Below are 21,102 nucleotides of genomic sequence, written 5' to 3' on the forward strand. Positions count from 1 at the left end.
TGGGTCTGCATGATGGTCGCGATCGACATCGTCCGCGTTTCCCGAGCTGCGCCGTTCCTGCGCGGGCTGCAATGGCTCGTTGCTGCCATGGTGATGGTGTCGGTGCTGGTACCAGGTGCAGCCCGCGCTCAATACCTCCTCGGGCCTGGTGATCGGTTCGATGTCACCGTATACGGTGCGCCGGATCTGGGGCGCCGGATGACGGTCAATGCCGACGGAATGATCTCGTTTCCGTTGATTGGTGCTGTTCCGGCGGCAGGGATGACCATTATCCAGCTCAAGGAGCGTCTGCAGCAACTGTTGACCCAGCGCCAGATCGTCAACAACGCTGACGTTTCCATCGAGATCGTGGAACATCGTCCGTTCTTCATCAGCGGCGATATCGCCCGTCCAGGCTCCTACCAGTGGCAACCCGGGTCGACTGTCCGCCACGCAGTCGCGCTTTCTGGTGGGTACGATCTGGTGCGGTATCGCTTCGGGGTGAACCCCTTCGTCCAGGCGGCCGACCTGCGCAGCGACTATGAAACGTTGCGTGCAGAACTATTTCGGGACGAAACCCGGCTGAAGCGCCTTCTGGCGGAGCTCGACGGCAAGGATGACATCGATTGGGGTGACGCGCCGACGATGGCCGTGCCGCCGAAGCTGTTCCAGCAGATCACCGACGTGGAACGGAAATTGCTCAAGGAGCGCATGTCAAACTACGCGAGGGAGCGCGCATCCCTGCGCAAGTCATACGAGTTCTCACGGGAGCAATCGGAGACGCTCGAGGAGCAGGTCAAGACGGAGGAAGAGGCATACAAGCAGCAGATGGAGGATTTCCAGCGAACGAAATCTCTCAACGAGAAAGGCGTGGTTCCGGTCACGCGCGTGCTCGACGAGCAGCGCACCCTGGCCATGGGGCGCAGCCGTACGCTCGTGACTGCGGGGCAGTCTGCGACCGCCAAGCGGGCGATGGAAGAAAGCCGACGTGCCCTCGACCGCTTCGAGGAATCCCGCAAGACAGAACTGCTTGCTCTGATCACCGATGCCAGGTTGTCGATCGACCGGACCAATTCGCGCCTGCAGGCGACAGCCGAGAAATACTCGGTCGTTGGAGCTGCCCGCTCGACGATCGTGTCCGGCATCAATGACGTGACGATCAAGATCCACCGTCGGGTCAACGGCAAGGCGGGCACCATCGAGGCGACCGAGGATACGGCCTTGATGCCGGACGATCTGGTCGAGGTGACGCTGAACCAGGCCAGGATTGCCGGCGCGGCCGTCAACATTCGGGAGCCGGAGCGTTGATCCCCCCAAGGCTTCCAAGGACTAACGAAGCGGGTCGCAAGGCGGCGTTTGCCGTGACCCTCATTTGCGGCAGGTTCGCAGGCACGATCGACATCGGGACCATGGGGATGACTGCGTGATGCTGAATGTCGATCGCAAGCCAGTCGGCTATGCCCCGGTTCTATCGCAGCTTGCGGCGGGAGAGGCGCAGGTCCGCGAAGTTCTTCGGATCCTGCGGCGTCGCATGTGGCTCATCGTCGCCTCGACCGTCGTCTTCGCGACCCTGGGCGCACTTTACGTGGCGGTGGCTCCGCGGCTCTATTCCGCTACTGCAACCTTGCTCGTTGCGTCGCCCCGCGTGCAGGTCAACACGGAGAACCTGATCAACGCGATGCCGACGGAGACGTTTCTGGAGAGCCAGGTCCAGATCCTCCAGTCGGAAGCCATCGCACATCGCGTGGCCACGAAACTGAAGCTCAGCGAGGATCCCGAGTTCAACGGCACCAAGCCACGCCGCTCGGTTGCGCTCATCAACGGAGTCCTGGACAGCGTGTCCGGCTGGCTCCCGCGCTCGCTCAGCCTGTCTCGATTCAAGATCGCGACAGACGCTCCTCAACCCGTTGAGCCTGGGAGCGGCGGTATCGAGCGCGCCATCACGATGCGCCTGCTCGGCAACCTGAAGGTGAACAGGTCGGTCCGCACCTACCTGATCGGTCTGACCTATACCAGTCCGGATCCTGAAAAGGCGGCCAAGATTGCCGACGCGTTCGCGGAGGCTTACCTCGTCGATCAGCTGGAAATTCAGTACGAGCAGACGCGGCGCGCTGCGGAGTGGCTCAGCGAGCGTCTTGAGGAGATGCGACTGAAGGTCGAGTACTCGGAGCGGCAGGTCGAGGCCTTCCGGTCGCAGAGCGGGCTCACCGATGCGGACGGCCGACTGATCGCCGATCAGCAGCTTCGTGAACTCGACAGCCAGTTGACGCTGGTGCGGACGCGTCTGGCGGAACTGGCGGCCAAACTCTTCCAAATCAACGAGATCCGCGAGAAGGGCGGAGATCCATCCGCGATGCCCGACATCGTGGCATCCGAAAGCATGCTGCGCCTCAAGACCCAGTATCAGGATCTCGTCCGGAACCTGAACGACCTGACCAACCGCTATGGGGCACAGCACCCGCAGGTGGTTTCGGCCCAGCAGCAGGTCAAGGCCGCCCGGGCGCTCATCGACAACGAGGTCCTGAGGATCGGCGAGAGTATCCGCAACGACTTCGAAGTTGCGAAGTCGCGCGAGACCTCTTTGCGGCAGAGCTTCCAGGAGATGACCGAGAAGACGGCCGCTCTCAGGCAGTCGCAAGTCCGTCTGCGCGAACTCGAGCGCGAAGCATCGTCGAACAGGACGGTCTACGAACGCTTTCTCAATCGCTACAAGGAAATCAACGCAAACGAGAACGTTCCGACAACTGATGCCCGGGTGCTCGCTGCGGCGTCCGTCCCGACCGGACCGAGCGAGCCGAAGTCTTTCGTGATCATGGCACTGGCTACGGCGATCGGTGGAATGCTGGGGCTCGTGGGGGCGTTCGCCATCGAACATCTTCATGCGGGCGTTCGGAGCCGTCGCGACGTGGAGGAAAAGCTCGGCTTCCCGCTGCTGGCGCAGGTGCCTCGCGTCCGCGGCCGCCAAGCTGCGCTTTCGAGCTACGCGGTCGACTACCCGCTGTCGGGCTTTGCGGAGGCCATCCGGAGTATCAGGATGGGGATCCGGCACGCGCAGGGTTACAGCCAGGAAAACAAGGTCGTCCTGCTCACGTCGGCCCTGCCCGGAGAAGGCAAGTCGACGACGTCGCTCAACGTCGCCCGCAACGCTGCCCACAGCGGGTCAAAGGTCCTGCTGATCGATGCCGACCTGCGACGGCCGACGCTGACGAAGCTCTTGTCGCCGGATACGCCCGTCGGCCTTGCACAGGTTCTGGCAGGCGAGATCGGCATGGACGCCGCTCTCATTCCCGATCCGCTCACCGGCCTGTCCTTCTTGCCCACGTCGCGGCAAGCCCGGATCGTTCACTCGGCAGAATTGCTGAGCTCGCCGGCCATGGCCAAGCTCATCGAAGATGCCCGCAACTCCTACGACCTCGTCATCATCGATGCGTCGCCGCTTCTCCCTGTCGTCGATACACGGGCGATCCTCGGCGTCACCGACAAGGTCGTGCTCGTCGTGGAGTGGAACAGGACGTCGCGCTACGCGATCGGGGAGGCGCTCGACATCATCGGTGCCTGGAAGGACCAGATCATCGGGATCGTGCTCAACAAGCTGGACACGAAGAGGGCGCACTACTACGGCGAATACAACATGAAGGCCTATGCGTCCCGCCATCCCGAGTACTATGGCGGGAAGAACGGTTGACCATGACCGATGCCGCCCATACGGCGCTGGTTGCCACCTGCCGGTTCATGGGTCTGGAACTCGAGACCGCCCCGGGAGCACTCGTGCCTCGATCCGAGACAGAGCTCCTGGGGCGGACCGCGGTGTCCTTGATCGCTGACGTTTCCGAGCCCGTCGTCATCGACATGTGCTGCGGCGCGGGAAACCTTGCGTGCGCGATCGCGGCAGCAAGGCCCGACGCCCGCGTCTTCGGGTCCGACCTTACCGATGAAACTGTCGCACTGGCCCGGCGCAATGTCGGCAGATTGGCGCTTGGCAACGTTGAGATCGTGCAGGCGGATCTGTTCTCGGCGCTCGACAACCGAGGCATACATGGCCGTGTGGACCTCATCGTCTGCAACCCTCCGTACATTTCCACCGGACGCCTCGCAGCCGATCGCGCCCACTTGTTGGAGAAAGAGCCTCGGGAGGCGTTCGACGGCGGACCCTATGGCATCTCGATCCACCAGCGCGTCATCAGGGATGCCCTGCCATTCCTGAAGGCGGGAGGTTGGCTCGCCATGGAATTCGGCGAAGGCCAGGGCCGCCAACTCGAGCTGCTGCTGAAGCGGGCGAGTGGATACGCGACACCCGTTTTTGCACTTGAAGGGGACGTACCGCGGGTCGTGATGGCCCAGCGGGTCGGCTGAACCCCGTCAAATTTCTGTAATTAACTTAAAGTTGAGCGCGTCCTCAAATCGGATCGCTGATAGTCTATGGTCTGATCCGACTGGGGGGCGGTCGCGATGTGTGGAATTGCCGGATACTGGCGCAAGCCTGTCGACGAAGTGCTTGGACGTCGTCATCTGCAGGCGATGGTGGGCGCCATCTCACATCGCGGCCCCGATGGTAACGGGATCTGGCTCGAAGATGGCGTTGGGCTTGCCCACGCTCGGCTGAGCATCATCGACCTGGCGGGCGGCGCGCAACCTATGGCGGGTGACGCCGACGACAGCGTCATCACGTTCAACGGCGAGATCTTCAACTTCGTCGAACTGCGGGAGACTCTCCGCGCGGAAGGCCGCGTCTTCCGTACGACATCCGACACCGAAGTCATCCTGGCGCTCTATGAGCGTGACGGCCTCGATTTCGTCTCCTCGATGAACGGCGATTTCGCGCTCGGGATCTGGGACCGGCGGCGCCGTCGCCTCGTGCTGGCGCGTGATCGCATGGGGGTGAGGCCGCTGCACTTCGCGCGGTTGGGCGACGGCATCGTCTTCGCGTCCGAGGCGAAGGCCCTCCTCGCGACCGGCCTGATCGAGCCGCGCGTGGACGAACGGGCGCTCGACCAGATCTTCACCACGTGGGCTCCGCTGGCCGGCAGTACGGCATTCGCCGAGATCGCCGAGGTTCCGCCGGGCCACGTCATGGTCGTCGAAGGCGACCGGATCACGTCCCGGTCATACTGGCAACTGACATTTCCCGACGCGTCGGACGACCGGATCCCCACCGCAACGGAGGAGACCGAACTCGAGCAGGAGTTGCTGCACCTGCTGACCGACGCGACCCGCATCCGTCTTCGGGCGGACGTTCCCGTAGGGAGCTATCTCAGCGGCGGCTTCGACTCTTCTCTCGTGTCCGCTCTGGCGCGTAATGAAGTGGCTGACCGGCTTCGCACGTTTTCCGTCACGTTCGACGACGCCGAGTTCGACGAAAGCCCACAACAGCAGGCGATGGTCGCGGCCCTCGGAACGGACCATAGTGCGGTCCACTGCCGGACGTCCGACATCGCGGCCGTTTTTCCGGACGTCGTCCGGCATACGGAACGCCCCATCCTCCGCACGGCGCCCGCTCCGCTCTACCTGCTCGCCCGTGAGGTTCACCGTGCGGGGTACAAGGTCGTCCTGACCGGGGAGGGGGCCGACGAGGTTTTCGCCGGGTACGACATCTTCAAGGAAGCGAAGATCCGGGCGTTCTGCGCCCGGCAGCCGAACTCAGCTTTTCGCGGGGCCTTGCTTCGTAAGCTGTACCCCTACCTTCCTGCGTTCCGTGGGCAGCCCCAGCGGTATCTCGAAAGCTTCTTCGGGGTCGGTGAAGCCCATCTCGAGGGCCCTCTCGCATCGCATATGCCGCGCTTTCGTTCGACGAGCGGCGCCAAGGACTTCTTCAGCGCGGATCTGCGGCGCCGCCTGGCGGACTACGATGCGCTGGCCGATCTGCGCGAGCGCCTTCCGGCCGACTTCGTGCGGTGGCATCCGCTCAACCAGGCACAGTACCTGGAGACCGTGCACCTGCTTCCAAACTACATCCTCTGCTCGCAGGGAGACCGGATGGCGATGGCGCACGGGGTGGAGGGACGTTTTCCGTTCCTCGACCATCGCGTCGTCGAATTCGCCGCGAAGCTGCCGACGCGCCTGAAGCTGAAGGTGCTGCGTGAGAAGCACCTGTTGAGGCAGGCTGCGCGGACACTGCTGCCGCCGGAAATAGGCAACCGGACGAAGCAGCCTTACCGGGCGCCTGACAGCCAATCCTTCGTAGGGGAGGGCGCTCCCGCCTACGTCAATGACGTGTTGGCTCCGGCGAACGTCTCTTCGGACGGTCTGTTCGATCCGCACGCCGTCCGCTTGCTTCACCAGAAGTGCTCGACCGGGCGCTTCATCGGAAACCGCCAGAACATGGCATTTGTCGGCGTCTTGTCGACGTTGCTTTGGCGCCGCGACCTCTCTGCGCAGACGGGGGAGACGCGGGCGAGATTGTCTGCTTCAGCCTGAGGACGCCACCATGACCGCCAACATCGAAACGACCGTTCGCACCTTCATCGCCGAGAACCTCCTGTTCAAGGGCGACGCGTCATCCCTCGGCACCGATACCTCGTTGATCGAGGCCGGCATCATCGACTCGACCGCCGTGCTCGAGCTCGTCTCGTTCCTCGAGAGCGAGTTCGGAATTTCGGTGGCCGACGCCGACATCGTGCCTGAAAACCTGGACTCCATTGGCTCCATCGCGCGGTACGTCGCCTCGCGCATGGACGCCAAGGCCGCCTGACCGGACTTCTTCGATGCGGATCGAAACGTTCCTGCGCGCGAGCGCCGCGCAGTACCCCGAAAAGCTCGCGTTGATCGTCGGCGACGCGCGCCTGACGTATTCGGACGTGGATCGGCGCACCGATACCATGGCCGGAGCGCTGGCTTCCTGGGGCGTTCGGCGTGGCGACCGCGTCGTGGTCTTCATGGACAACAGCGTCGAGGCGGTGCTGTCGATCTTTGCGGTCCTGAAGGCGGGTGCCGTCTTCAGCCCGGTGAATCCGTCGACGAAGGCCGACAAGCTTGCCTACGTCGTCAACAATTGTCGGGCCGCCTGCGTCATGACGCAGGCCCGGCTCCTTCCGGTCGTGCGGGATGCTCTTGCCGACACGAGCACCGTCACGGTGCGTGTTGTGGCCGGCGCGACCGGGGACGCCGATGGATTCCACCGCTTTGAGGATGGACTCGCCGGAGGAGCGGCCCCGCCACCGACACCCGGGATCTCCATCGACCTCGCCATGCTCATCTACACGTCCGGCTCGACGGGTTTCCCCAAGGGCGTGATGATGACGCACGACAACATCGATGCGGCTTCCTGGTCCATCACGACGTATCTCGAGAACACGGCGGATGACATCATCCTCAGCGCGCTGCCGTTGTCTTTCGACTACGGGCTCTATCAGCTTCTGATGGCGTTCCGCATCGGTGGAACGCTGGTCCTGGAGAAGAACTTCACCTTCCCTCAGGCGGTGCTGAACAAGGTCGTTGCGGAGCGCGCCACAGGCCTTCCCCTCGTCCCGACCATGGCGGCGCTTCTTCTGCAGATGAAGGATTTCGACGGGGCCCGATACCCCAGTCTGCGATACATCACGAATACTGCGGCGGCTCTTCCTCCCGCGCATATCGCCCGACTGCGCACGCTCCTGCCGCACGTGACACTCTACTCGATGTACGGGCTGACGGAGTGCAAGCGCTGCACTTGGCTGCCGCCGGCCGAACTCGAGCGCCGTCCGGGATCGGTCGGTATCGCCATCCCCAACACGGAGGCCTATGTCGTCGACGATGATGGCAACCGCGTCGCTCCGGGCGTCGTCGGCGAACTTGTCATCCGCGGGCCGCACGTCATGAAGGGCTACTGGGAAGATCAGGCCGCGACGGACAGGGCGCTTCGGCCGGGGCCCCATGCCTGGGAAAAGGTGCTCTATACTGGCGATCTTTTCCGGACCGACGAGGAGGGCTTCCTCTATTTCGTCGGGCGCAAGGACGACATCATCAAGACTCGGGGCGAGAAAGTCAGTCCCAAGGAGGTCGAGAACGTCATCTACCTGATGGACGGCGTCAGGGAAGCGGTGGTTTTCGGAGTTGATGACCCCATTCTGGGCCAGGCCCTCAAGGCGGTCGTGGTCGCTGCCGAGGGGGTGGAACTTTCGGCGTTGGACGTCATCAGGCATTGCTCGGTGCGGCTCGAGGACTTCATGGTGCCGCGCCACGTGGAATTCAGGACAGAGTTGCCAAAGACCGACACCGGCAAGATCAGCCGTCGGCTGGCGATGGCGACGGATGGGGGAACGGCGTGACGGCAGTCTCTACACAGTTCTCTTCCGACGTACTTGATCTAGACAGGAGCGCCGAGATCGAGCGGATCGCAATTGCGCTGCGTGAGCAGGTCGGTGGTGTCCTGAGGCGCCGCGGCATCGTTCTCGGTCTGTCTGGCGGAATCGACAGCAGTGTCACGGCGGCGCTGGCTGTGAGGGCTCTCGGACGTGAGCGAGTCCTCGGCCTCCTGATGCCGGAAAAGGACTCCGATCCCGAAAGTCTGCAATTGGGCAGGCTTGTCGCCGAGAGCCTCGGAATCTCGTACGAAATCGAAGACATCGCCGACATCCTGAAGGCTTCGGGCTGCTACGAAAGACAGGCCGCCTTCATTCGCCGCATCGTTCCCGAGTTCACTCTTGCGTGGAAGTTCAAAGTCGTTCTGCCCGGATTGAACGATCGGCCGGGCTTCAACATTTCCTCTCTGGTCGTGCAGTCGCCATCGGGTGAGACCCGGACGATCCGCATGCCCGCCGACGTCTACTTCGGGCTGATCGCCGCCACGAACATGAAGCAGCGGACACGCAAGCAGATGGAGTACTTCCACGCCGACAGGCTGAACTACGCCGTCGCCGGCACGCCGAACCGCCTCGAATACGACCAAGGGTTCTTCGTGAAGGGTGGGGACGGGCTCGCGGACGTCAAGCCGATCGCCCATCTCTACAAGTCGCAGGTCTACGCGCTTGCCGAGACGCTCGGGCTGCCGGACGTAGTCCGCAAGCGTCCGCCGACCACGGACACGTTTTCGCTCAGCCAGACCCAGGAGGAGTTCTACTTCTCGGTCGACTACGCGACCATGGACCTGTGTCTCTACGCCCTCAACCACGGCGTCAGCGCAACCGATACGGCCGCGGCTTCCGGCCTGACGCCGGAACGTGTGGAGGCGGTCTTCAAGGACATCGTGGCGAAGCGGAGGGCGACGCGGTATCTTCATGCTCGGCCACTCCTTTGCAGCGAGGTTCGCGAGCTTGATGCATTCTGAACCTGCCGGCCGGACGGGTCGGCAGCGCTGCCCGTCGTGAGCGACGCCATCCTGGAGAACAGGGAAAAGGCTCGCCGGGGCCTCTTCCAGGTGCTGATCCTGAGGGCGGTCTTCGCGCTTGGGGGATTTGCGGCAATTGCCGTCTACGCCCGGCTGCTCGACGCCAAGCAGTTCGGATTGATGGCAATGGCGACTTCGGCCGTCATGCTCGCCGGGTTGCTTCGGGACTTCGGGTGGGCTGCGTCCGCGATCCAGCGCGAAACTCTCAGCAACGAGGAGCGGGACGAGCTCTTCTGGCTCAGCTTCGCCTCGAACGTGGTGTCGGTGATCGCCCTCCTGGCGACGGCGCCGCTGGTGGCCCACTTCTTCAACGAGCCGACGCTCGTCGCCGTGATTGCGGCAAGCTCGTTCTTTTTCTTCGTCTGGGGGCTCCAGGGCCAGCATTCGGCGCAACTGCGCCGGCATATGCGATTCAACGACGTCTTGAGGGCAGAGGCCGGCGGGATCGTCGCGGGAATCGTGGTGGGCGTGCCGCTGGCCTATCTGTGGCGCGACGTATGGGCGCTGGTTGCGTCCAACGTGGCCCAATGCTGCGTGACGGCCTCGCTCGTCTTCCTCGCCAATCCGTGGGTACCCAAGCGACCGACGCGCTTTCAGACATTGGCACGCTCGCTGACCTGGGGGCGTGACTACCTGACCCAGAACACGCTGACGTATCTCTCGAACAACTGGGGCCAGATCGTTGTCGGCAACCAGCTCGGTGCCGTCGATCTGGGTTTCTATAACCGGGCGCTTCAGCTGTTGCAGTTTCCGCAAGGCATGCTGCTCGGACCGCTGTCTGAGGTGTTTTCGCCACTCCTCAGCCGGGCTCAGCACGACGCCGATGAGACCCGCAAGCTGTATCTTGGTTTTCTCTCGTCCAGCGCGATCATCTTTTTTCCGCTCGCCGCCGTGCTTCCGGCGATTTCGCGCGACCTCGTGCTGTTCATCCTGGGGCCCAATTGGGCCGACTCCGCCTGGTTGCTGGCTTGTCTGTCGCCCGCTCTTGCGGCGCTCGGAGTGACGATTGCAGGACAGGTGATGCTGACGACGCAAGGGAGGGTGGATCGCCTTCGCAACTGGTCTCTCGCAGACTTCATCCTGCGTGCCGGAGGCGCGACGGCCGGGCTCTGGTTCGGCGCCACAGGGGTTGCCGCCATTCCTTCCATTCTATCCCTGCTGGTTGGTGCTCCGGCCATGGTGCTCGTTGTGGGGTGGAGCACGCGGGTGACCGCTCGCGAGCAGTTTTCGTGTCTTGTCGCGCCCGTCTTGATGGCCTTGGCCTGCGCAGGCGCGGCCAGCGCGGCGCACCATACGCTTTTGCCTGTCGCGGTTCCCGTCTTCATCCGGCTCGTGGTGGAGTCGGCAGCAGGCCTCGGAGCCGCCGCCATCGTTGGTTTGGTGCTGCCGCAGAGCCGCCGGGTGATCTTCGGGTCCGCTCAGATGCTTATCCGCCGGAAATCGTAACCCTCCGACGTGGCCGCAAGTTGTGGAGGACAGGTCCAGGACGAAAGAGGATCCGTGCCCACGGTCCGGATTGAAGGAAGTAGCTGGAGGCATCGACCGCATGCTGTCCGTCATAGTGCCCGTCTACAACAAGGCGCCGTTCGTCCGGCGGTGCGTGGCCTCGATCAAGGGCCAGACGATCCATGATTTCGAGGTTGTCGTGGTCGACGACGGGTCGACGGACGGTAGCGTCGAGGTGATCCGGGAGGCGATAGCGGACGATCCGCGATTTACCGTGATCGTTCAGCCGAACGGCGGTGTGTCCCGGGCGCGCAATACGGGTTGCAGCGCGGCGAAAGGCACTTGGTTCGTGTTGCTCGACGCGGACGACGAATGGCTCCCGGACCACCTCGAACGCATCCAGATCCTCGTCTCCGCTCATCCGCAGGCCGGCCTTGTTGCCACTGGCTACGAAATTGTGGGGCGCGACGAGGTGAGGTTTCAGACAACGGCCTTCGACTCTGGCCCCAATCCGTTCGATTATTGTGCAGCTTGGGAACGCATGGGGGAAACGCCGATCTCTGCGAGTTCCGTCGCGCTCCGGCGCGACGCGCTCGAGGCGGTAGGGGGCTTCCCGGATGGCGTAAGCCTCGGTGAGGACGTTCTGACGTGGCTGGAGGTGCTGAGGCGGAGCCCCGGCTACTTCGCCAACGAACTCACCGTCAGGGTTCACCACGACGACGTCCTTTCGTTGACCCGAAAGCCATCACCCGGGATGATCGCTGGGCACGAATGGTTCCTCGAGCAACTCGACCGCCTGCGAAAGGACGATGCGTGCTCGGACTACCTGATCAGGCGCTATGCACTGATCCATTGTTACCTCTTGATCAGGACTGAGCAGAGACGCGACTTGATGAAGTTCGTTCTGAAGCGTTTGGCTGATCTTGATCTGCGTAGCATCGCTGTTTCTCTGCTCGAGGTGGTCGGTCTGCGCCGAGGGCTCATGAAGCTCGCGGGCAAGGCCGGCTGAGGCGAGGGGCGGGGGAGCGGGCGATGACGAGAAGGTTGGAGCCAATTCGGCGGGAGGGCCGTGCCGCCATGATCTGGGGCGACTGCGCTCCGGCATCGGCAGGCTGAGATGGCTTGGTTCCTGTCGCAGATCGTGGGCCTTAATGCGCTCTTGATGGCGATCTGTTCCGGTTATCTCGTACTCCTGACGGCATGTGCCGCTCGTGCCGCCGGCCGTCGGCAACACTTGCCGCAGGACGCGTCGACGCCGTTCTTCACCGTCCTGGTCCCCGCGCACAACGAGGAGCGTGTCCTGCCCTCCCTTGCGGCTTCGTTCAGGGACATGGATTATCCGGCGACCTGCTTCCGCGTACACGTCGTCGCCGACAACTGCACCGATCGAACGGCGGCCATAGGCCGGGCTGCCGGTTTCGTTGTGCACGAGCGGAATGACCTGGCGGCCCGCGGCAAGGGCCACGCCCTCGACTGGTTGATCGACCAGATCAGGAAGGCGGGAGAGGACCCCCGATACATCGTCGTCGTCGACGCCGACACGACTCTGAGCGCGAATTTCCTCAGGGCTCTCGCCGTTCGAGTCGGGGAGGGCGCCAAGGCCGTCCAAGCCCACTATAGGGTCGCTGAACCCGAGCAGAGTTGGGGCAAGGCGCTGAGGGGCGCCGCGATGCTTCTCGTGAACTATGTCCGTCCCTTGGGCCGGAGTGCCATCGGCGCCTCTGCAGGTGTCAAGGGAACCGGGATGGTCTTCGCAGCGGAACTCCTGCAAGGCCATCGGTGGGGTGCATCCCTTGCCGAGGATGCGCAACTCAATCTCGATCTCGTGCTAGCGGGCGAGCGTGTCGTCTTCGCGCCCGAGGCCGAAGTTTCCGGTCATGTTCCGACGACGCTGCGCGGCGCGGAGACGCAGAATGCACGCTGGGAAGCCGGCCGGCTTGCGCTCGCGGCTCACTATGCCCCTAAGCTCCTCAAGGCTGCGGTCGGCGAACGGAGTGTCGCCGCGCTCGATGCGTTTGCCGAGCTTCTCGTCCCGCCGCTCTCGATCGTGGCGATCAACGCGCTGGCGTCTTTTGTGCTCGCACTTCTGCTGCCGGCTCAGTGGCCGGTGTGGGTGGCGGCAGTCGCCCTTGTTGGCCTTGCCATCCACGTGGCTTGGGGCCTCCAGATCGCGAAAGCCGAGCGCGTCCACTACCGTGCCCTCGCCATGGCTCCGGTCTTCGTTCTCTGGAAGCTTCGCCTCTATGTGCCCATCCTGTTCGGTCGACGGCCAACGGGATGGATCAAGACCGAGCGGGACTAGCCGATGCACATCCAGCTTCGTGCCTCCCGCGTCCGCCCCTGGAGCTTTGTCGGCGCCCTCGCTTCCCGCCTCCGCGAGGCGGGGCATGATGTATCCGTCGCGTGGATCGACGATGGCGTTGCGCCCCCCGCAAGCGGGTTACTCCTCCTGCTGGAACTGGAGGCATTCATCTTCGGTCCACGACGTCCGTGCGGGTTCGAGGTCGCCGACCTTCCGCTCTCCGCTGCTGACGAGCCCACCCGGGGTCCGCTTGATCTCGTGATCGACTTCTCCGGGTCGCCTGTCGTCTTGTCGGATACGGAAGTCAGGGTGGTGGTGACGTGCGACGGCGTTCGTTTCGATGACGGACTCGTCGGATCGTTGATCGACGGGGCACCGCCCGCCATCCACATCGTCGATCCGGCGACAGGCGAGATCGTCACCGGTGGGCTCGTCGCGATAGACGACTTCACCGTGATGCGGCGTGCGCTCGGCCAGGCCTGCGATCGTATGGTCACGCTGTGTCTGATGGTCGTTGAAGGCCATCGCGAAGCACGAGGCGGAGAGCCGCACACGGGCTGGCCCCAGCGCCTCAAGGAGCGCGCCGTCAGCCCTGTCCGGCTGGCGCGGCACCTGTCGGCCGAGCTTGCCGGCAAGGTCTCCGCTCGGTTGCGCGCCCTCGTGGAACGGGACCATCACTGGTTCATCGGATGGCGGCGACGGACCGGGCGCAGCGTCTGGCAGTCAGCGGCCCTCGATGTCCGATCGTTCCTCAGGTTGCCGGACGACCGGAACCGTTACTTCGCCGATCCTTTCCCCGTTGACCGGGGCGAAGACACGATCGTGTTCTGCGAGGAGTATCCGTACGCCACAGGGCGGGGCCTGATATCCGCTTTCACGATCCATCCGGATGGCACCACTGGGCCGGTTCGTCCGATCATCGAGACCGAGCATCACCTGTCTTATCCCCTCGTGATCGAGGCCGAGGGGCATATCTGGATGATCCCGGAAAGCGCGGATGCCGGTTGCGTGGACATCTGGCGAGCGGTCTCGTTCCCCGATCGTTGGGAGCGGCACGGAACGCTGATCGCAGACCGCGCCATCGTCGATGCGACGCTGGTGAATCAGGGCGGGCGATGGTGGCTCTTCGGTTCGTCGCGATCAGCCGGATCGTCCTTCAACGATGCGCTGGAGATCTGGCACTCGGAGCGATTGCTGGGTCCTTGGACGCCGTTGCAGGACGTGCCGGTTCTCGTCGACGCATCTGCGGCTCGGCCGGCAGGACATATGAGGGTCGTTGGCGGTACGATCTGGCGGGTCGCCCAGGACTGCCGGAAAACCTATGGTGGTGGGCTGGCCTTTTGCCGGGTCGACGTCCTTGACGTCGAACGGGGCTTCCAGCAGAGCGTCGCTCACCGCCTGCCGCCCCCTCCCGGACTCGACGGGGTGCACACGCTCAACGAGACGGCGCGGATCGAAACCATCGATATGAGGGGTACCCGATCGCGCAAACCGCTGCTCGACCGCTTCGTCGGGCGCCCGGACTGATCGGTCAAACGCCCATGCGAGTCTGCTACCTGGTCAACCAGTACCCCAAGGTGAGCCACAGCTTCATCCGACGCGAAATTCTGGCAGTCGAGGGGCAAGGCGTAGAGGTGACTAGGGTCTCGGTCCGGGGCTGGAACCTGGAACTCGTCGATCCGAGCGACCATGCCGAGCGTGAGCGCACCACCTACGTCCTCAAGAGCGGAGCCAAGGCTTTCGTCAAGGCTCTCTGGCACGGTCTCACGAACGGAAAGGGGCGCTTCTGGGACGCCCTCGCCCTCGCTTTCCGCCTTGGACTGAGGAGCGATCGCTCGGTCCTCCTGCACGGCGCCTACTTCATCGAGGCGGCCCTCGTGGCCGATCTCGTCCGCCGCAAAGGGATCGACCATATCCATGCCCATTTCGGCACGAACAGCACCGACGTCGCGATGCTGGCGGCTCAGTTGGCGGGCGTCAGCTTCAGCTTCACCGTTCACGGCGCCGACGAGGTCGATCGTGCCTCTGTCTTGGGCTTCGACGAAAAGATAGCGCGTGCAGCGTTCGTCGCCGCCGTGAGCGAATATGGTCGAGGTCAGCTCTTTCGCTGGTGCGATCATCAGCATTGGTCGAAAATCCATATCGTCCATTGCGGCGTGGACGACATGTTCCTCTCCGCTCCCGAGGGCACGCCGGGTGAACCGACCCGGCTCGTGTGCGTGGGACGGCTCTGCCGTGAGAAGGCCCAGATCCTTCTCGTCAAGGCCGCCGCCTCCCTGAAGCGTGAAGGCGTCCCGTTCTCGCTCGTCCTCGCCGGCGATGGCGAGATGCGTTCGGACGTCGAAGCGGCGGTGGCGCAGGAGGATCTGGCCGATCGTGTCACGATCACAGGATGGGTCGACTCGGACAAGGTCCGCGACGAGATCCAGGCCGCGCGGGGGCTTGTCCTGCCCAGCCTGATGGAAGGCTTGCCCGTCGTCATCATGGAGGCGCTTGCGCTTCGCCGGCCGGTCGTGAGCACCTATGTCGGCGGCATCCCGGAACTCGTCCGGGACGGTCATGAAGGCTGGCTCGTGCCCGCAGGCTCCGTGACCGACCTGGCGGCGGCGCTGCGGGCCTGTCTCGCAGCTTCGCCCGAGCAGATCGGGAAGTACGGCGAAAGCGGCCGGCACAGGGTTGTTGCGCAGCATAACGCAACCACCGAAGCGTCGAAGCTGGTAAGCTTGTTCCGCGAGGCGGCAGCGCCATGACCGACAGCCGCCAGTCGCGGCGCCAATACGTCCGAACTCAAGGAGACTGCCGTCGTTCTTGGGTTGGGCCACGATGATGGTCGACTTCGTCATGCATTCGAATTGAGACCCGTCATGCTCATCCGCGAACTTCAGTCGACCGACCTCGAGGCCGTCGCATCGTTGTTTCTTTCCGTCTTCAGGCATGCAGCGGGCCAGAGCAGCCAGGAACTCGTCGCGTATCTCAGGACGATCTATCTCGAGCATCCCTGGCGGAGACCCGACCATGGATCCATGGTGGCCGTCTCCGAGGATGGCAACATCGACGCGTTCATCGGGGTCCTCCCCGTGCCGATGATCCACAACGAGAAGATCGTCCAGGCTTCGGTCTGCACGGCGCTGATGGTGGATCCAGATGCCAGTTCCAAGATGGCAGGCCCGCAGTTGCTTCGGGCCTATCTCAGGCGGGATCACGAACTATCGTTCACGGATAATGCGGCGCCGGTCTCCGAGGCGATGTGGCAGCGTCTCAAGGGGCGCGTGCTCGGAGCGGAGAGCCTGTACTTCCGGCTCGTTCTGCGACCCGCCGACTACATGATCGACGAGGTCCGTCAACGGCTTCCGTTTCCCGTCGCCGCGATCCTGACCTCGGTGCTCCCGCTCCTCAGACGGTTGACGAACAAGAACCGTCCCTCGCTGGTCCTCACGGACCCCGGGCAGTGGACTGTCGACGAGGCGACCGACGATGAACTGATTGATGCCATCCCTACGCTGCAGTCTCACCAAGCGCTGCGGCCTGCGTGGGACCAAACAGCGCTGCAGTGGATCCTCGAGCGTGCTGCGGAACGGAAGGACAGCGGGACGTTCAGGCGATTGATCGTTCGTGACTCTCGCGGCACTGCCGTCGGCGCGGCACTTTATTTTGTCAAGGCAAAGCATCGAGCTGAAGTCCTGGATACTTTCTTTCACCCGCAATACGTCGACTGGCTCCTTGATGCCCTCATCACCGACGCCTTCAAGCAGGGCGCGTCACGGTTGGAGGGAAAACTTCAACAGGCACTGATACTCTCGCTAGGACATCGCGGCGCGACATTTCGATTGGGGAGCGCCTCGCTCGTCTACAGTTCGGACGCAGAGGTCGTGCGGGCTGTCGAAAGCGGGAATGCCCGTCTCGGGGGACTGGCAGGAGAGGGCTGGTCTCGCTTGGTCTCCGACGAGTTCGTGCTTGGAGAAGTCGTCGAGGAACGATGAATTCCGAGGCGCCACGTTGCAGAATGTCGGTCTGACGCAGAAGGAGGTCCGCATTGAGTGGCGCATCAGGCCAGAGCACGCTCCCATCGTCGGGAGAACTGCAGCTTGTTGCTGCATCGGAAGGTCCCTTCTTCCTGCTGGTGAAGGGGGCCCTCCTGCTCATCCTTGTCTCCAGGGCCTCACTCGACAAGGTGCTGGGAGCGATCCCGTTCAGTTTCTTCGGGTTGCCGTTTGGCGCCGTCATCAATCTGACTGTGATCGTTGGCTCGGCGATCCTGTGCATCCTGACTTATCCCAGATGCCGCCACAGCGTAGGACCGTGGTGGGTCCTGCTGCTGACTTTCATGATCGTGTCGATCTCCTATACCCCGGACAAGCAGGAGGCTGCTCGTTTTGTGGCCATGGTCGCCACGAACGTGGCGATGCTCGCCATTCCTCATGCGCTGATCCACTCCGAGAAGCAGGTGAAGGGCTACTTGTTCCTTGTGTTGCTCGCGGCGGTCATCCCAGTAAGCATGGCACCCATCGTGGGTGGAGAACGCTTTGAGTCCACGTTTCCTCATCCCAATATCTTCGCGTTCTTCATGGTCGTCGTTATTCTTGTCAGTGCAATTTCGCTGGGATGGAAGGAATGGCGCGACGATGGTGTCTATAGAACCCTAGCCCTTTTGCTTATTCTGCCATGTCTGTTCATGCTCTATCGGTCGGGCGCGCGCGGGGGATGGGCCGCTCTGCTGGGGGCAGGCCTGCTGTATGCCGTGTTGTTTGATCGGCGTTACATCTGGTTCCTCGCCCTGACGCCCTTCGCGCTCCTTGTTCCCGAAATTCAGTATCGAGTCCTGGATGTTTTCAGGCCCGTGGAATATGTCGGTGATGGAGTGCAGGCTAGTTCGTATGCTTGGCGAAAGTTTCTCTGGGAATCCGCCTATTCTTGGTTCCTTGAGAAGCCGTTCATCGGATACGGCATCGATTCCTTTTCCGTCTATTCACCTCGGTTCTTTCCATGGGAAGCAGATGGGTACAACTCTCATAACGTGTACGTCCAGCTTGGCTTCGAGCTGGGGGTGATCGGGCTTGCGCTGTGGATCCTTATATTCCTGCGCCTCGGCGTCATCGCCTGGAATGCTCGACCGATCGCACCTGAAGCGACTGCTCTGCTGATAGTGCTGATCGCGTTTTATGCTCTGATCTGTTACTCGGATAACATCTTGTATTATTTGTCTTTCAATTGGTACTACTGGTTTGCGGTTGGGGTCTGTTCCCGGTGGATCCAATTGAGGGTGCAGAGTGAAGATCTCCTTCGCGCATGACGTGAGCGTCCTGGGCTATCTGGTTCCCGACTTTCCCTCCCAGACCCACGCCTTTTTCTGGCGCGAGGTCTGTGCCTTGCGGCAGTCTGGAATTGACGTCAGGTTGATCTCGACCACTCGGCCTGATGCCGCCGCTTCGGCCCACTCCTTTTCGGATGAGGCGAGAGCGCAGACACGGTACCTCTTTCCCCCTGGTCGAGCGGCACTCGTGGCAGCGGCCCGGCACCCCGCCGGCTTGCTCGAAGGGTGGAGGTACATCGCCCAGCTGACCGAGGGGGGACCGAAGGCCCGCGTTCGACACCTCGGTCTCATGATGTGCGCGGCCGAACTGGTCCACTTTTGCGAGGAGGCCGGGATCGAGCACCTTCACTGCCACTCGTGTGCCGATGCCGCGCACGTCGTCGCCCTCGCCAATGTTCTCTCAGGCATGCCCTACAGCATCAGCGTCCACGGGGATCTGCCCGTCTACGGCGTCGACCACTTCCAAAAGTTCAGGCGAGCCTCTGCGGTTGTCCCTGTCACGCATCCGTTGAAGGAGCAGGTGGACGCTCTCCATGCGCTGCCCGGAGAGGTGGTGCAGGTGGTGACGATGGGGGTCGACGTGGACAGGTTCCGCCCGGATGTTCGCGCGCCTGCCAGTGGTGCGGCGCTGCACGTCGTGACGGTCGCACGCCTCAACGAAACTAAGGGGCACGTCTACCTCCTCGAAGCCGTGGCGCGGTTGAAGGCGCGGGGGCATGCCGTCCGTGCGTCGTTCGCGGGCGAAGGGCCACACCGGTCGGCAATCGAGCAGAAAATTGCGTCACTCGACCTGGCGGATGACGTTATGCTCCTTGGAACGGTCGCCGAGGACGAGGTTCTTCGACTTCTGCGCAACGCGGATGTGTTTGCCCTGACAAGCTTTGGTCAGGGCGAGGCGGCTCCGGTCAGCGTCATGGAGGCGATGGCCTGCGGGCTCCCGGTCATCTGCTCGCGGATCGGGGGAACGGCCCAGATGATACGCCACGGTGTCAACGGTGTCCTCGTCAACCAGATGTCAGTCGATGATATTGATGCGGCACTGACGTCCTTGCTCGACCCTGACCGTCGTCTGAGGTTAGGCACCGCCGCCCGAGAGCGCGCGGTCACGACGTTCGACTATCGGGCGACGGCCGCGGAACTGCTGAAGGTGATCGCGAACGGACGTCGGCACATAAACAGCCTGTCTGGTGCCGGAAGACCGTGTTGAGCCGGCCGTAGTCGAAGGCTCCAGCCTACGGTCCCGGCTCAGCCGCAGTTCAGATTCATTTCGTGCAAAGGGTGGTGTCCCTCGACAGGATGCCGGATTGTCCGGAAATGGCTTCGCTGTAGCGAAACAGGAAGTTGTCGTCCTGGCAGTATCTGCCTTTGCTTGCGATGGCGTCTGCCATTTCGGCCGGTCGAGGCTCGTTGAACGTCGCAGGTGGTGCCCGCCGCGGCTTGATCATGTCCGAAATGGGCGACGTCACGCATAGCACGACCGAATAGGCCGCCAGCACGCAGAGGCCCAGCGACGCAGCGCGCGGCACGCGAAGCTGGTGGATGAACCGAAGATTGCATGCCGCCATGACGATCGGCAGGAAAAGCCAGTACCGAAGCTCATGTGCGCGCGGGGCGACTGCCGTTGCGAGGATCGCGAGGAGTGTCGATGTGAGCAGCAACTTCTGGGGACGATCCAGATTCCGCACTCGCCAAAGTTGCAGAGCCAGCAAGAGGAGGTTCAACAGGAAGAACACGCTGCCCCACCCGCCGGTTCGCGCAGGGGCCCCCCATCGAGGCGTGAGGCCCGTGACGGCGTCGAGGTTGTACCAGGGGGCCACTCCACGCAGTATCCAGTCGATCTCCGTCGCGGAGAGGGCGAACCGCATGAAGCCGGGTACCTCGAGTTCCCGCGGATTGCCGCTGTCCGTCAACTGGTAGGCAGGGAAATCGGCAGTCCAGTTGGGATCCTCGGGGCCTGCGAACAGGGTACGGCCGCCGAGTTCCACCGACACCGGATAGAAAGGGTTGCCGAAGGTCGCAAAGTTCTTGGCGAGGGACAGCGAACAGAGGAAAGCACACGCAACGGCGATCGCGACGACTGACAGTCGATTGATGCGCGCGACCTTGGGCCAGATCAGGGCGATGCCCGTGGCACTGGCGAGCAAGACAACGGCAGCGATATAAGCTTGGTATTTGATGTTGGCTGCAATCGCAAAGCAGGCAATCGCTCCCAGAACAAGCAACTTCGAAGGCTTTGAATCGTTGAACAATATACTGACAGTGAGCAAGTAGCCCATGGCCAGCAATGAGCCGGCTGGCAAGTCGCTGTACGTCGACCGGTAATGAAGAAAGAGCAGTGGGCATGCGACGAACGCCAGAACGCTCCATGTGTAGGGAATCGACAGGTACTTCTTCTGGATCCAGAAAAGAGTGAAGACGATCAGGATCGACGGAATCACGACCGCTCTCAATGAACCGGTCGACCACCAGAAGGCGCCCTGAACGGCAAACCACAGACGCGGGAAACCGAGCCACCGATTTTCGGAAAGGGGCTCCAGGACGAAGCTTTCCGGGCTTCCGATTGCCCAGATGCGGCTTGCGAAGGGAAGGTGATACCACCATGAATCATAGGCCACGATGGGCCGCAAGGTCGCGAGGATCGTGTACGATCCAAAGAGCGTGAGCACGACCAGCGCAAGCCGCCTCATGTCCGCTTCTTGAACCATCTCCGAGATCTCCCGATCTGTGTCTGCTGCCGGTACGCGGGGCGAAGGGTGCTGTTGC

The 21,102-nt window shown here is 63.0% G+C and carries 16 protein-coding genes; 15 read left to right on the plus strand and 1 reads right to left on the minus strand.

Annotated elements, in window-relative coordinates:
- Positions 1–9: 9 nt before the first annotated feature.
- From ACX9GQ_RS04000 to ACX9GQ_RS04070, 15 genes are all read left to right on the plus strand, one after another.
- On the plus strand, positions 10–1,287 hold the full coding sequence (locus tag ACX9GQ_RS04000) for a polysaccharide biosynthesis/export family protein (protein ID WP_459628245.1): 1,278 nt from the start codon (positions 10–12) through the stop codon (positions 1,285–1,287).
- A gap of 118 nt (positions 1,288–1,405) precedes the next feature.
- A complete protein-coding gene (locus ACX9GQ_RS04005; RefSeq protein ID WP_459628246.1) occupies positions 1,406–3,664 on the plus strand; it encodes a polysaccharide biosynthesis tyrosine autokinase in 2,259 nt (752 codons plus the stop codon).
- A gap of 2 nt (positions 3,665–3,666) precedes the next feature.
- Positions 3,667–4,332 (plus strand): N5-glutamine methyltransferase family protein, encoded by a 666-nt coding sequence (locus ACX9GQ_RS04010; RefSeq protein WP_459628247.1) that lies wholly within the window; start codon positions 3,667–3,669, stop codon positions 4,330–4,332.
- 96 nt (positions 4,333–4,428) lie between these two features.
- Entirely contained in the window at positions 4,429–6,393 is a 1,965-nt protein-coding gene (gene asnB / locus ACX9GQ_RS04015) for an asparagine synthase (glutamine-hydrolyzing) (RefSeq protein ID WP_459628248.1), read from the plus strand.
- Positions 6,394–6,403: 10 nt separating this feature from the next.
- Positions 6,404–6,667 carry an acyl carrier protein gene (locus ACX9GQ_RS04020; protein ID WP_459628249.1) on the plus strand — a complete coding sequence of 88 codons (264 nt, stop codon included), beginning with the start codon at positions 6,404–6,406 and terminating at the stop codon, positions 6,665–6,667.
- 13 nt (positions 6,668–6,680) lie between these two features.
- Positions 6,681–8,222, plus strand: a complete 1,542-nt coding sequence (locus ACX9GQ_RS04025) for a class I adenylate-forming enzyme family protein (protein WP_459628250.1) — start codon at positions 6,681–6,683, stop codon at positions 8,220–8,222.
- Positions 8,219–9,220 carry an NAD(+) synthase gene (gene nadE / locus ACX9GQ_RS04030; protein ID WP_459628251.1) on the plus strand — a complete coding sequence of 334 codons (1,002 nt, stop codon included), beginning with the start codon at positions 8,219–8,221 and terminating at the stop codon, positions 9,218–9,220. The genes ACX9GQ_RS04025 and nadE overlap by 4 nt, the downstream gene beginning before the upstream one ends.
- Positions 9,221–9,256: 36 nt before the next feature.
- On the plus strand, positions 9,257–10,726 hold the full coding sequence (locus tag ACX9GQ_RS04035; protein WP_459628252.1) for a lipopolysaccharide biosynthesis protein: 1,470 nt from the start codon (positions 9,257–9,259) through the stop codon (positions 10,724–10,726).
- 100 nt (positions 10,727–10,826) lie between these two features.
- Complete coding sequence (locus tag ACX9GQ_RS04040) at positions 10,827–11,735, plus strand: glycosyltransferase family 2 protein (RefSeq protein ID WP_459628253.1); 909 nt, start codon at positions 10,827–10,829, stop codon at positions 11,733–11,735.
- Between the two features lie 108 nt (positions 11,736–11,843).
- Positions 11,844–13,028 carry a glycosyltransferase family 2 protein gene (locus tag ACX9GQ_RS04045; RefSeq protein WP_459628254.1) on the plus strand — a complete coding sequence of 395 codons (1,185 nt, stop codon included), beginning with the start codon at positions 11,844–11,846 and terminating at the stop codon, positions 13,026–13,028.
- 3 nt (positions 13,029–13,031) lie between these two features.
- Positions 13,032–14,555, plus strand: a complete 1,524-nt coding sequence (locus ACX9GQ_RS04050; RefSeq protein WP_459628255.1) for a glucosamine inositolphosphorylceramide transferase family protein — start codon at positions 13,032–13,034, stop codon at positions 14,553–14,555.
- 14 nt (positions 14,556–14,569) lie between these two features.
- Positions 14,570–15,778, plus strand: coding sequence for a glycosyltransferase (locus tag ACX9GQ_RS04055; protein WP_459628256.1), 1,209 nt, complete (start codon positions 14,570–14,572; stop codon positions 15,776–15,778).
- Between the two features lie 114 nt (positions 15,779–15,892).
- Positions 15,893–17,008 carry a hypothetical protein gene (locus ACX9GQ_RS04060; RefSeq protein ID WP_459628257.1) on the plus strand — a complete coding sequence of 372 codons (1,116 nt, stop codon included), beginning with the start codon at positions 15,893–15,895 and terminating at the stop codon, positions 17,006–17,008.
- 53 nt (positions 17,009–17,061) lie between these two features.
- Positions 17,062–18,318 (plus strand): O-antigen ligase family protein, encoded by a 1,257-nt coding sequence (locus tag ACX9GQ_RS04065; protein WP_459628258.1) that lies wholly within the window; start codon positions 17,062–17,064, stop codon positions 18,316–18,318.
- Positions 18,296–19,546, plus strand: coding sequence for a glycosyltransferase family 4 protein (locus ACX9GQ_RS04070; RefSeq protein ID WP_459628259.1), 1,251 nt, complete (start codon positions 18,296–18,298; stop codon positions 19,544–19,546). The genes ACX9GQ_RS04065 and ACX9GQ_RS04070 overlap by 23 nt, the downstream gene beginning before the upstream one ends.
- 55 nt (positions 19,547–19,601) lie before the next feature.
- On the opposite strand, the gene ACX9GQ_RS04075 is transcribed toward ACX9GQ_RS04070, so the two are convergent.
- Positions 19,602–21,044, minus strand: coding sequence for a hypothetical protein (locus tag ACX9GQ_RS04075; RefSeq protein ID WP_459628260.1), 1,443 nt, complete (start codon positions 21,042–21,044; stop codon positions 19,602–19,604).
- Positions 21,045–21,102: the final 58 nt, after the last annotated feature.

Source organism: Alsobacter sp. R-9 (genome assembly GCF_054612375.1).